Below are 12,447 nucleotides of genomic sequence, written 5' to 3'. Positions count from 1 at the left end.
TTTTTGCTCAGCAATTCTGACAGGAGCAACAACCTTTTCATTGAAATTTTTGATGATATGAAAATGGTCAAATACAATCTTAAGATGAGGACATTTTTCAAGAAATGCTTCTTGAAAATCAGAATTCATGTCACATGCAACAGCCTTGACTTCTTTCATCCAGTCCAGACCTACAAAGTCTATAAAATCATAGACTACCTGCTTCTTTTTCCCGGCCTGGATCCAGAGGATATGCCCGGTATGCAGATCTGTGATGTGTGTCGCATATTTGTGGCCATTATGAAGCTTAAACTCATCAATGCCCAGGAAAACAGCCTGTTTTTCAGGTTTGGCAAGCTTCTCACCGTCAATGGTGTATTTCTCTTTCAGGCGCTGAAGATCGATGTCCTTGACGGTATTCTTGCCAAGACCGGTAAGCTCGGCAACCTCTTTCAGCGTATATGTGCCACGCGCAAGAAGGTCTCTGGCATAATTGTATAATTCAGCAGTCATACGATGACCTGGTGCAGCAAAAGAAACATACTGCATCTTCGTAGCCTTACATTTAGGGCAGAAGAGCTGAACCTTATCAAAATTTAACACCGTATAGCTGCCGCCAAAAGGAAGATGACGCAGAGTAATACTGGTTGAATCATTCTTCTGCATGCGGCATCCGCAGGTGCATACTCGTTCTGACTCTGGAAGATCCAGTGTCCCCTTGAAACAGAAAGCAGATTTACCGGATTTTGTAGTTACTGTCTCTGTGTTAGAATTAGTAAATCCCGGTAAACAGGATGGAATCATCAAAAATGTATCAGAAAAGTCAAACTTTAATTGTCCATTGGCTTCAGATAGTATATAATTCAATTGAGGACCTCCTTGATTGGGTTGTTACATCCGGCAAGATGCAATTCAATCATAACGGAAGGTCCTTTTCTATGCAACTAAAAATAATACACTACGATTGTTCTTAGGCATCAGAGCCAGAGGAGGAATCCAGCCACCCGAGGTACGAGGGCATGTCCTTGACAGGTCAAAAAATAAATGCAACACTGTTGTATCGACGGAGAAACATAACTGATTGTTCTTGAGTTCTTCGCCGTCGGTGATTAACCCACAGCATTTATTTTTTGACCTGTCAAGGATGGCGGCAGGATGACGATAACCTAAAACATTTGGGGCTAAACCCATAAGAAAAATGATTGACCCCTTTTATATAGAGCCTGTCTCATCAATAAACTGCTCGAATATCTTACGTTTAATAAGTATCATATTTCCTACCATAAGTATGTAGTCTGCATTTGGATTGTCCGACACCAACCTTCGGAGATTTTTCTCACCTATGTTGAAGTACTTTACTGCTTCTTTAATGGTGAGATTATATTTTTCATTAATTGCTAAATTATCTTTTTCTATATCCATACGATACAAAAATCCTTTCTTTTGTATCGTTATCCTTTTTAACTTTATGATTTGCTAATGTTGTTCCAGCTTTACTCTTTGCCGGTTTTGAAGATGACTTCGAAGCAAGAGTTTTACCAGCTTTTCCGCCGTGATGTACTGCCATAGCATTGGACCTCCTTTGCATAATTATCTGCAAATCGATTATATAGCTCTATCAGCTTTTTTGCTCTAACCATAACACTCTATCCTCCATACATCTTTGTTCCCCATTTTTATAGAAAAATACCCTAAGGCAGACGATGTCCGTTTCACTCTGCTGCCTTAGGGTGTATTCACTTACTCACTAATTATAATACTGTGGATTATTCTGCATTGTTATATACTCAGCTATTGAACGATCAAATGTCTTAATATGATACAAAATCCAATCAACCACCTTAGCCTTAACCTGCTCCACGAATGCGTCAGTTGGTCCCTCTGATTCCTCTAACATATTTTCCAAATCTGCAACTGTCTTTACAAACTCTTTGTGTTTTTCCTTATGCTTCTCAATCTCAGGATAATTCACAGACTCCATGAGTTTCTCTTCCTCACCGAAGTGGAATTCTGTATACTCAGCCATATAATCCATCATTTTTATAGCTTTTACCTTGTTTTGTTCTCCTGCCTCACAGCTCTGGACAAAAGCAGCAATTCTATTAATGAGTTCTTCATGCTGTGTGTCAATTAATTCATTACTTGTTCTAAGTTCATCTGTAAATTCTAATTCCATATGTAATTCCTCCCTAATGAATTATGCTTTTTGTATATACCCTGACAAATTCATAAATATAATCCGCCTTTCTGCGAAAGGCGGATTATATTTATGAAATTTAAAAAGATTAAAACCAAAATGCTTGTATCAATACTTCCTGTAATTGCGGTAGTACTTATAGCACTGACACTTATTGCCGCAGTATAATGCCTTAATATGGTAAATACTAAGGTTCAGGAAAGTATGACTGCAACACTGGACGCAGAAACAGGCAGCATCAATCAGGAGCTTGAAGCTGTTAAAGCAACTGCAACTACTCTTTCAAGTACAGTTGCCTCCTCATATAAGACCCTGGTGCTTTCAGATTATGAGAAAATGCTGACCAATGTTATCACCCAGAAAGATATAGTAAGCGGAAGCGGTATTTGGTTTGCACCATATGCTTATGATTCTAATGAAAAATACGTTGGTCCATATGTTTATAAAGATGGAAGCTCAACAGTTGTTACATATGATTACAGCAATGCTGAATATGATTATGTTTCTCAGGAATATTACACTATTGCAGAATCCTCAACTGAACCTGTAATCACAGATCCTTACTATGATCCTACATCAGACACTATTATGTCTACATGTACAGCACCTATCATTGCCGATGGCAAATTTATAGGATGTGTTTCCGTTGACATAATACTTTCAAAAATAACAGATATGATTTATTCCATGGTTGTAGGTGAAGCTGGCTCTGCTGTCCTTGTCAATGAAGATGGTATATATCTGGCCGGTGTCAGTGAAGACAAAATCCAGGGAGCCGTTAACATTGCTGATGACACAAACACATCAATGGCAGCTATAAGCTCAGAAGTTCTGGGAAACGAAGTAGGAACTACCAGCGCCAACAACGAAGCCGGCGTTACATGTAATGCATATTATGGAAGAATTGATGCAACAAACTGGAAGCTTATTATTCTGGTACCTAAAGCTGAGCTTTTTTCACCTACTCTTTCTATGGTTATCAAACTTTTTGTTGCAGCAATTGTCGGTTTACTCTGCTGTCTCGTTATTGTATCTCTTCAGGTTTCTTCTATTGCCAAGAGCATACAAAAGGTACAGGTATTTGCCCAGACACTTGCTTCTGGAGATTTCACAGTTGATTCTCTTCAGGTATCTACAAAAGACGAGCTTGGAAAAATGGGTGATTCGCTCAATGAAATGTTCGGAAATAACAGAGATATCATTTCCAATATTTCAGATCACTCTACTGATATTATGAGCGCCAGCGCAAAATTAAGAGATGCTTCTGATATGCTTCTCAATGAATTTACTGAAATTCACGATAACATGGTTCAGATTAACGATGCCATGAGTTCTACAAGCGCAGCCACCGAGGAAGTAAACGCTTCCGTTGAGGAGGTAAATGCTTCTGTAGTGCTTCTTGCTTCCGAAACTGATGAAAGCTTAAATCTTAGCAACGATATTAGACAGCGTGCTGTTTCTATTGAGAAAGCCAGTCGTGCTTCGTATGCATCTGCAACTGAACTTTCAACTCAATTTGAAAGCAAATTGCATGAAAGTATAGAAAATGCTAAGGTTGTCGAAAATATTGGCGAGCTTGCAAATGTAATTGCAGAAATTGCCGAGGAAATTAACTTACTTTCACTTAATGCTTCTATCGAAGCTGCCCGCGCTGGTGAACAGGGCAAGGGCTTCGCTGTAGTTGCAGATGAAATCGGCAAGCTTGCCGGAGAAACGTCTAATGCTGTTGGCCGCATCCAGGAAACAATCGGACAGGTTCAAAATGCATTCCAGCATCTCAGTGATGACTCTCAGGACTTACTGTCTTTCATGCGTGAAACCGTTAATCCTGACTATAATAAGTTTGTTGAAACAGCCAACCAGTATGGTAACGATGCAGTGTTCTTCGCAGAAGTATCTGAGAAGGTTACAAGCATGGCAAACGATATCCGTCATATTATGAATGAGGTTACAGAGGCCATTCAAAATATCGCCGAGTCGTCTCAGACAACCTCCGAAATTAGTTCCTCTATTTTGGATAGGGTGGATACAGTTTCCAACACTGTCAATGAAATTTCAGAAATGTCAGAGAATCAACAGAATATCGCTGATACTTTGGATTCTGTAGTCAAGAAGTTCCAGTTATAAATTGCTATTTATTTGATTTCAAGCTTGTGGGTGGTTCTTGCGAGAGCTACCCTCGTGGTTTTTCATAACAAAAAATAAGTGATTTTGAGGATTAAGTTTATTAGGGCTGCCTACGCTAACCCAAATATAAGCCAAGCATATATATTTATGAGAAACAATTTTTCAACAGGCTCCACACGCATCGCATCCCCGCGGAGCGTTTTAATATATAGGAAAGAAGAACTTTCCTATATAAAAAACAGGACACAATTTGTATCAGTGTCCTGCTTTTTCTCTTTATTCAAAGATTCTTATTCCCTGATTTGATAGACTTTGTATTAACGCAACAAGTTCTTTTTCTTTCTTTTGAATCTGCTCATTACATTTATCTACTTCGCTTATCATCGCAACCCCCTCATCAAGCCTTCCTGTCTTGGCAAGCTGCATAAGCTTTGCTCCATATCCATGGAACTTCTCATGATAAACTTCAATTTCTTCCCACATTCTTTTTACTTCAGCATGAGTTGGTCTGAATGAATAATGTAGATGACCAAGTGTACATTTTCTAAAATCAGTCTGTAATACCATCATTTGTCCGCTCTCTACTATTGTACGGAATTTCTCAGCCCATTTTATATGCTCACCAGCTGCCCGTTCTAAGTAGTTAACTACAATCTGATTATCAAGCATATAGAATGCATCAAGTCCCATTTCACTGATCACTGACATTGACTGATCGAGATGCTCTTCAACCTTTACTGCTGGTTCAACTATATCATTAATTGCCTGACTAGATACCTCAAGAAGCGAAATATTTTCTTTTAAAATATTGCACTTCTCGTCCACATTTCCCATCTGATTATCAAGCTCATTCATTGAACTGCTGATTTCTTCGCTGACAGCGGCAAGCGATGAGATGGAATCATTAATGGTATCCATGCTCTTTCTGTTATCAGCAGTTATCTTATATACATCCTGAATTCGTTCGTTGATGTTATTCATCTCTTCTACATTCACATCCACAGTGACAGAACTCTTTCTAGATGCATCAGCTATACTCTGAAGGAAATCACCCATGTTTGCTGTAAGGCTTTTGGTCTGGTCTGCAAGCTGTCTGATTTCCTCCGCTACTACAGCAAATCCTTTTCCAACTTCCCCTGCACGCGCAGCTTCTATTGATGCATTAAGAGCAAGAAGATTCGTCTGGTTAGAAATTGCATTTATTCCATCAATAACTTCATTCATATGTGCTACAACTTCCTGCAGATTATCAATCTCTGCTTTTACTTCTCTTGATGCTTTAATCGCAGAACCCGATATCTCATTTATATCATTAAGCTTTTGTTCGCAATTGTCTATTTCTACCACAACCTGATTAGCCTCCTCAGATACCTCAATAATTGTCGAAGTCAGATTCTCATGTGCTTTTGACATCTCTGATGCAATTTCTGAAGTAGATGCAGCAGATTCACTAATATCCTCCACTTCATTTGATAATGATTCATTAATTGTTGCAATTTTGTCAATATTCATCTTGACTGTGGCATCGATTACACTCATCTGTATTACTGAGTCAAGTGTATTAGTTGCAACCTGTTCAAATTCTTTTCTTCCTTCTACGAGTCTTTTATGAATATCATTTAGCTCTTTATTCTGTGGTTCATACTGCATGTCCTCAAGCTTTGCCAGACTTGACAGCATGTTATTTATTTTGTTTTTATATCCACCAAAAATCATTTTTCTCGCCTCCGTGTATCGGTACTTTCGTCATATACATTTTAGTCCCTTTTGTAACATATTTCAATAATATTTTCAAATTTTTTCAATAAATCTATCAAAAACTGACTTTTTAACTTTGCTATATTAGGATCTAAATCCATCAGCACATCATATACTTTTTTATGTTGCTGATTATTAATAATAAATCTGCAACTTGCTTTTAAAACATCAACAATTAAGGTCTTTTTTGTGAAAGTAGGTATTCGGTCTGCCACCGCTACATAGCACTGTGGAAATACTGTCGCATACCTATTATGGCAGAAGCGTCTGCAACATCGCGCGCTGCTATAAGCTTATGATTTGTCCCGTAATCAGCAAATGACAGCATCTTGAATATCTTTTGGTTTTACTCCTCTCATATCCATAATTCTTCGAAGATTAACACCTGTTTCTTTTTTATTAATTGTTGGAAACATACTATCGCCTCCTTTGCACTAAATTCTTGTTCTACTCAGTTCTTACACATACTTTCTTCCCCGAAAAAGCAATTCCAAACTTCAAGATTTCCGTAATTCCATCCTCTTTCATTTCAGAATCGTATCGCAACTCACCAATTTGCTTTAATGCTTCATTAGACCATTTTTCAAGCTCAACATCGCTTAATTTTTCTTTCCACTTTAATTCCAAAATAATACCAGGATACCTTTTTTCTCTTGGAATTAAAGAAACATCAAATCTGCCATCTCCAGATTCTCGGTTCGATTTAATCTTATACTGATTATCCATTAATGCTATTAATCCTAGCATCAAACCATGATAAAATCCTTCAGCTCCACCATCGAAGAAGCTAATTGATTTATCCATATATTCCCCAATAGCGCTCTGCAACTTCTTGTAATCATTGGCATAAAGACTTTCTGCAATCTTATTTGCTGTAGTCCTTGTAATTGCTCCAGTTTGCAAGAAATGTGACAAGATTTCACTCTTATATACAACTGCAATCTCTCTATTTGGAATTGATACTTCACATAAATATGAACCATCTGCTTGCAGTTCCTTTTTAGGAGTTTTCAAATAGCCAGCAACCAACAATAAGCTATAAATATTTGCTGGATCCTCCGCAAGCGATCTATACACCACATTTTGATCAATTCTTGCAACTACTCTTTCTCCTTGCAAAAGGTCATATAATCTTTCTGTAATATCATCTGTAGCCACTCTTAGTACATCATCAAGGATTTCATTTTTTCCTGTATTTACCCAATATGCTTGAGGAAGGCATCCCTTGGAAATATAGTTGATTACAGACCATGGATTATATATTTCTTCGCTACCAAACAAATATCCATCGTACCAGTCTTTAAGTTCCTCCTCTTTATCTGATACTCCATAGTAACTGAGCATTGCTTTCACTTCAGATTCTGTAAATCCAAAAAAGCTATCGTATTCTTCATCCATTACGGAGTTCACTGTTAAATTATTTAGACCACTAAAGATACGTTCCTGAGCAATACGCAAAATTCCTGTTAGGAAACCATAGGATAAATTCTTATTATCCTTAAATGCTCCTGAAAAGAAATTTCTCATGAATCCAATAATTTCATCGTAGAAATCCTTAGAGTATCCCTCTTGAATCGGAGTATCATATTCATCAATAATGATTACTGGAGCCTTATCATAATGTGAAGCAAGCATTTTAGATAGTCTTTCTAGCGAAGAAGTAAGCTCCACTTCATTAGCTGTAGCGCTAATAATCTTTGTAAAATACTCCTTCTCATATTGTGAGAGCTTATCACTATTTAGTAGCTCTTGATGTCTTCCATACTCTTCTTGAAGTAGTCCCCTTATTTTATCTATTGTTGCGTCCCAAGTATCAAATTTAACATCCTTAAAAGTTAAGAATATGACTGGATATTTTCCTTGATGTGAACGATACTCTTCTCCACATTGCCAAATATTTTTATCGGCAAAATACTTACTAGTATTCTTATCTGATATTTCAAAGAACACTCTGAGCATATCCATATTCAAGGTCTTTCCGAATCTCCTTGGTCTCGTAAACAAAGATACCAATGGCTTTTGATCCAAGAATTCTTTGATTAATAACGTCTTGTCGACATAGTAATATTCTTCCTGCGCACGAACATAGTCAGAGATGCCGATTGGTAATGATTTAACTTCTGCTTTCGCAACCATATTTTTCTTGATGTATTTTCCATTAGACACTCTTCCATCCATTGGCTTTGGAGAGTCGTCTGGAATTAACCAAGATCCTTTTTCTTTTATTGCACCCTGTATTCTTCCTTTTTTGCACATATCATTTACGGAACGTGGAGAAACATTCCACTCTAAAGCCTTTTCTTTACAAGTTTTCATATATATATCAGCTCCTGTCATTCGCAATATTATTCCTCATCTTACGCAAATTATACCTCAGTAAAACGCAAAAAGTCAAATCAATTCGATATTTTGCGTTTAATTATTGCGTTTGCTTAATGTTTTGCGTCTTGTATTTTTCGGCACTTTTATTTTGTTTTTTTCAGTCCACAAACTTGTTTGTAGCATATTACTCAGACAAGTTTAACTCCACTGAAAAAGGACCAGCCCAGCTGATCCTCTCCCTCTATCACATCCCCATTTTCCTTGTCTTCAAGTTCCATGTCCACCCCTACAGTTTTAGCTTCTAATAAGCCTCTCCCATCCCCGCAAGAGTGTTATTTTTGTGTTATTTTTGTGTTATTTTTTAACCTCGCATACCCGCAAGCCCTTGCTATTACTGGCTTTCTAGAAGAAACGACATAATCTGCCGTGGCAGATGAAAAGTACTCGTATCATAAAAATCTCCTATCATAAAAAGCCGAGAAATGCCATGTTTTGTGGTGTTTTGGGGGCATTTTGCCGACTTGTTTCTTCTATTATAAAAGTTACATTTTAAGTGCCGATTATCCCCTTTGGAGTTTTCTAAACCGAGGTGGTGTATCGTTAAAAGGTATATTTTTCCTATTTCACGGACGTTAAAATTCCTTCAAGGAATTTGATTTCATTACATCGCATCTGCTCTGTGAAAGCACTATATACATCTATCCCGGTCGGAATCTGAAATCCGTGCTTGATGAGACAAATATCCTCTCGAGCCTCTACATTCTTCTCATAAGTCGAACCACGGTTGAGCCACATAACAGCATCTTCTTCCTCTCCCATTTCAGGATAAAAATAAAACCCTTTCTTGGCATCAAATCGGAACATATATGCCAATACTTGCAGATAGTCCTTGTTTCCAATATTATCAATCGGTTTGTACTTCGCATCTGCAATCACTCGTGCCTCTGAGTCTCTGCTGATGAAGTCTGGGTAGATAAGTCCGCGATTATGGTCAAACAAACGCTGAGAACCTTTTGTAGCTTTGTTCATCGGATGATAGAAAATCTCGCCCACAATCGAATTCATATACTCTTCCCAGAGCCATGCGCCATCAAAAAGCAATCCATATACCTTCTTGCTTCCCATTCCAATCTGATGTTTCTGATGCTGTAAGATAAGTAGACACAAGTTCTGCAGTTCACAATATTCTCGGTAATATGCGTGTCTAATGGTATTGATCTTATTTGCATCAATAATCTTCTGTCGGTTACACATCTCGTAGTTAGGAGTGGCTGCTACAACATCCTTGACCTCATTCTTAGCCTGTGCAAGCAGTTTATGTCCGTATGGCTTGTGTCTGATAAACTCCACCGTATGACGGATTAATTCCATCAAATCATTATCAAAGGAATACTCCCTCTGCGAATATGCTACATTACCAACAAACGGTGTATTCTTAACAATGTGTCTCGCTATATCTATCGTTCCCTTAACATTGCTGTCATTGTATGTTTTTCTCACATAAGTCTTAAAGACACCCTTACGCATGGCACTCTTTAAGTAATGTGGGAAGATAAAAACAAGCAGATTGAAAACACGATCATCATTGTTCGCATCTGTTTCCAAATCTACAATATTCGGGACATCAAATACTCTCTCAAGCAAATATTGAAACAGGAAATCCCGCCCATTACCACTAAATCTTGATTCAACTATGAGTTTCTCATCTCCAAGTCCCATGAAGCCCATGACATTGCTCGACAAATAATAATTGTTTACACTCTGTAAAATCATCTGGTCTTTTGTGATATCATCTGCCTCTCTAAGAATTTCCGGGAATACAAATATCCCTTCATTCTCCAACTGCTCCAAAGTTTTATCTGCAATTTTGCTTGTCAGAAGTGATATGCCAGACAATGACTCCTTAGGTATTCTCGAATTATCTTTTATTTTAATTCGACTCATCTACATCAGCTCCATCCGACTTTCCTTGGTTATATGCTTTCTTAAATCGCTCCATAATACCTTCTTCATCATACATACCGTTTATGTATTCCTGTAACAACGGATGTAGGTAATCTGACCATAACTGGTCAAAGTCAATATTCTTCAGCTTCAAGAAATAGGATGCACCAATCTGATAGTTTTCATTCAAACCTTCTGTTGCTGCAATTTCCACATTCAAAGCTGACATTCTGGCAATTGCCTCAGCCTCTTTCTCTTCGTTGTTCAAGTTAGCAAGCATCTCAAGGCGCTCATCTGCACGAAGCTCCACAAAACGGAATCTTCGTCTCATAGCGAAATCAAAGCTGTCTACAGATCTGTCAATATCATTCATCGTACCAATGATATAAACATTATCTGGAATATAGAATTTTTCATTGCTATCAGCATGAAGGTTTGCATACTGGGTGGAAACCTCTCCTGCCACACCTCTGTATCCTGGATCAACAGCAAAGAACAACTCTCCGAAAATCTTAGATATCTCACCACGATTTATCTCATCAATGATGAATACATATTTCTTCAACTCTTCCTGTCTTATAATCTTTGCAGTCTTTTTCTTTTTCTGGATCTCGTTAAAAATAACAAGGTTGTAGGAATATCTCTGCTGTGTAAAATTGATATTGAAAAATTCCGTAATATCTTTTAATTTGTTAAATTCTCTTCCAGACTCTAACATCTGTCTAATTTCAGAAATATTCAATCGGATACTGTTGATGGATGCATTTTGTGGTATTGAAAGATAAATATGCTCATCATCGACATCTGTGATTGTAAATTCTGTACCCGTTTTGGTCTTGAATGTGTTATTTCCTGTGTCCACATCATCAAAGAACTCTTTCATTGCTTCTTGAACAGATAATTCATTTGCAATGACCTCTGTGGACTTTTTAGAATTCTCATAGTTTCTTCTAGCCTTATCCACGAATTTCTTAAACACGCCATCCTGCAATTCAAACCCCATAGAACCATCTTCATTCGTCTTTGGACGGAGTCCTTCTACAAAATCCGAATAGTCATAACTTGGGTGAAATTGGACAAACTCTACCTGTTGCTTTTGCTCATCTGTGAGCATCGTATAATCATCAAAATAGCCATTGCTAATAATGTCAGCAGCAATTTCTTTTGCAAGATAAGTCTTTCCAGTTCCTGGAGCGCCTCGGAATATAATGTTCTTAGATTCCACAAGCATAGTAGAATATGGATTCAGATATCCATTAAATTCTGCTGGTTTTACTTCCTCTACAACTGCTGCCTTTTCCTCTGCATTTTCCTTCTCGTCCTTCTCACGATAAACTAATTTGAAGGAATCTCCCGGATTACCGAAACGTATCAAACACTCCTGAACAAATCTAAGAGTTGTAAAGATATTCCATGAATAAATTACAAACTGTCTGCCATCATCATAATCATACGACATTGTATTGAACGGATTTATATTGTGTGCTTTTGCTTCTTCCTTGCTGTAATAAATTCCACGAATCATTTCCTTATCTGGAGCGTATTGACAAATTGGAAACTGTTCTTTTTCTTCTACTGGCAAAGCTGCAATCTGTTTTTCATAAATTTGAAACGCAATACGTGGTAAAGTTTGGTTTGTATTCCGTCTCTCACCTTTCCCATATTTTCTTTTGATAACAGTTCCATCGGCAGAAACAAATGATGCATCCAAAGGCTTGAACATATCTCCTGCACTAATATTATCCATAGTGAATGAATCATCAGTAGAGGTAACAGACTCTGATGTTATAGTAATCTCGTATTTTGTCTGCTTAATCTGAATCTCATATCCTTTTGCAGTAAGATAGTTTTTTGCTTCGACAGCATTATATCCAGATACATCTATCTCTGCACCATTCTGCAAATGATTTGCTACTGCGATGACATACTTTGGTGGATAGGTATTACCGTTTTCCCATACAAGCTCATACTTGGTACTCATATTGTGCCAAGGAACTCCATTCTCATCAATATATTTAATAGCCTCAGCTATAAATTGTCCGTCAACTTTTGGGACTGCCATGATAAGCACCTCCAGTTTAATGAATATATAGAATTTATTATATCACTAAACGGGCGTT

At 37.6% G+C, this 12,447-nt stretch carries 9 protein-coding genes; 1 reads left to right on the top strand and 8 read right to left on the bottom strand.

Translation table 11 applies throughout. The features are described 5' to 3' along the window. The 4 genes from ACTQ1L_RS06400 to ACTQ1L_RS06385 form a co-directional block, all read right to left on the bottom strand. Nucleotides 1-846: transposase (locus ACTQ1L_RS06400; RefSeq protein ID WP_441366061.1), on the bottom strand; the 846-nt coding region annotated here is incomplete at its 3' end. A gap of 345 nt (nt 847-1,191) precedes the next feature. Continuing rightward, nucleotides 1,192-1,401, bottom strand: coding sequence for an excisionase (locus ACTQ1L_RS06395; RefSeq protein ID WP_441366059.1), 210 nt, complete (start codon nt 1,399-1,401; stop codon nt 1,192-1,194). Next, nucleotides 1,382-1,546 carry a hypothetical protein gene (locus ACTQ1L_RS06390; protein WP_441366058.1) on the bottom strand — a complete coding sequence of 55 codons (165 nt, stop codon included), beginning with the start codon at nt 1,544-1,546 and terminating at the stop codon, nt 1,382-1,384. Before ACTQ1L_RS06390 ends, ACTQ1L_RS06395 begins: the two co-directional genes overlap by 20 nt. Nucleotides 1,547-1,726: 180 nt before the next feature. Next, on the bottom strand, nt 1,727-2,155 hold the full coding sequence (locus tag ACTQ1L_RS06385) for a bacteriohemerythrin (protein ID WP_321110552.1): 429 nt from the start codon (nt 2,153-2,155) through the stop codon (nt 1,727-1,729). A 198-nt stretch (nt 2,156-2,353) separates the two neighbouring features. Between ACTQ1L_RS06385 and ACTQ1L_RS06380 the strand changes: the two genes are divergently transcribed. Continuing rightward, on the top strand, nt 2,354-4,303 hold the full coding sequence (locus ACTQ1L_RS06380; RefSeq protein WP_441366057.1) for a methyl-accepting chemotaxis protein: 1,950 nt from the start codon (nt 2,354-2,356) through the stop codon (nt 4,301-4,303). Nucleotides 4,304-4,579: 276 nt separating this feature from the next. Here the strand turns inward: ACTQ1L_RS06380 and ACTQ1L_RS06375 are convergent, their stop codons facing one another. The 4 genes from ACTQ1L_RS06375 to ACTQ1L_RS06360 all read right to left on the bottom strand — a co-directional run bounded on the left by ACTQ1L_RS06375 (nt 4,580) and on the right by ACTQ1L_RS06360 (nt 12,389). Next, nucleotides 4,580-6,019, bottom strand: a complete 1,440-nt coding sequence (locus tag ACTQ1L_RS06375; RefSeq protein WP_441366055.1) for a methyl-accepting chemotaxis protein — start codon at nt 6,017-6,019, stop codon at nt 4,580-4,582. 489 nt (nt 6,020-6,508) lie between these two features. Beyond that, entirely contained in the window at nt 6,509-8,377 is a 1,869-nt protein-coding gene (locus ACTQ1L_RS06370) for an AAA family ATPase (RefSeq protein WP_441366054.1), read from the bottom strand. Between the two features lie 624 nt (nt 8,378-9,001). Next, nucleotides 9,002-10,327 carry a 5-methylcytosine restriction system specificity protein McrC gene (locus ACTQ1L_RS06365; RefSeq protein ID WP_441366053.1) on the bottom strand — a complete coding sequence of 442 codons (1,326 nt, stop codon included), beginning with the start codon at nt 10,325-10,327 and terminating at the stop codon, nt 9,002-9,004. Next, a complete protein-coding gene (locus tag ACTQ1L_RS06360; protein ID WP_441366051.1) occupies nt 10,314-12,389 on the bottom strand; it encodes an McrB family protein in 2,076 nt (691 codons plus the stop codon). The genes ACTQ1L_RS06365 and ACTQ1L_RS06360 overlap by 14 nt, the downstream gene beginning before the upstream one ends. Between the last annotated feature and the right edge of the window lie 58 nt (nt 12,390-12,447).

Origin of the sequence: Agathobacter sp. LCP21S3_B2, from assembly GCF_052118705.1 — a bacterium.
Lineage (GTDB): Bacteria > Bacillota > Clostridia > Lachnospirales > Lachnospiraceae > Roseburia.
The sequence above is the reverse complement of the archived record's forward strand: the minus strand, read 5'-3'. Positions and strand labels throughout refer to the sequence as shown.

What these genes read in the sequence shown, in the direction of transcription:
- ACTQ1L_RS06395 (WP_441366059.1), bottom strand. Translation starts at nt 1,401, where the DNA reads ATGGATATAGAAAAAGATAATTTAGCAATTAATGAAAAATATAATCTC.
- ACTQ1L_RS06390 (WP_441366058.1), bottom strand. Translation starts at nt 1,546, where the DNA reads ATGGCAGTACATCACGGCGGAAAAGCTGGTAAAACTCTTGCTTCGAAG.
- ACTQ1L_RS06385 (WP_321110552.1), bottom strand. Translation starts at nt 2,155, where the DNA reads ATGGAATTAGAATTTACAGATGAACTTAGAACAAGTAATGAATTAATT.
- ACTQ1L_RS06380 (WP_441366057.1), top strand. Translation starts at nt 2,354, where the DNA reads ATGGTAAATACTAAGGTTCAGGAAAGTATGACTGCAACACTGGACGCA.
- ACTQ1L_RS06375 (WP_441366055.1), bottom strand. Translation starts at nt 6,019, where the DNA reads ATGATTTTTGGTGGATATAAAAACAAAATAAATAACATGCTGTCAAGT.
- ACTQ1L_RS06370 (WP_441366054.1), bottom strand. Translation starts at nt 8,377, where the DNA reads ATGAAAACTTGTAAAGAAAAGGCTTTAGAGTGGAATGTTTCTCCACGT.
- ACTQ1L_RS06365 (WP_441366053.1), bottom strand. Translation starts at nt 10,327, where the DNA reads ATGAGTCGAATTAAAATAAAAGATAATTCGAGAATACCTAAGGAGTCA.
- ACTQ1L_RS06360 (WP_441366051.1), bottom strand. Translation starts at nt 12,389, where the DNA reads ATGGCAGTCCCAAAAGTTGACGGACAATTTATAGCTGAGGCTATTAAA.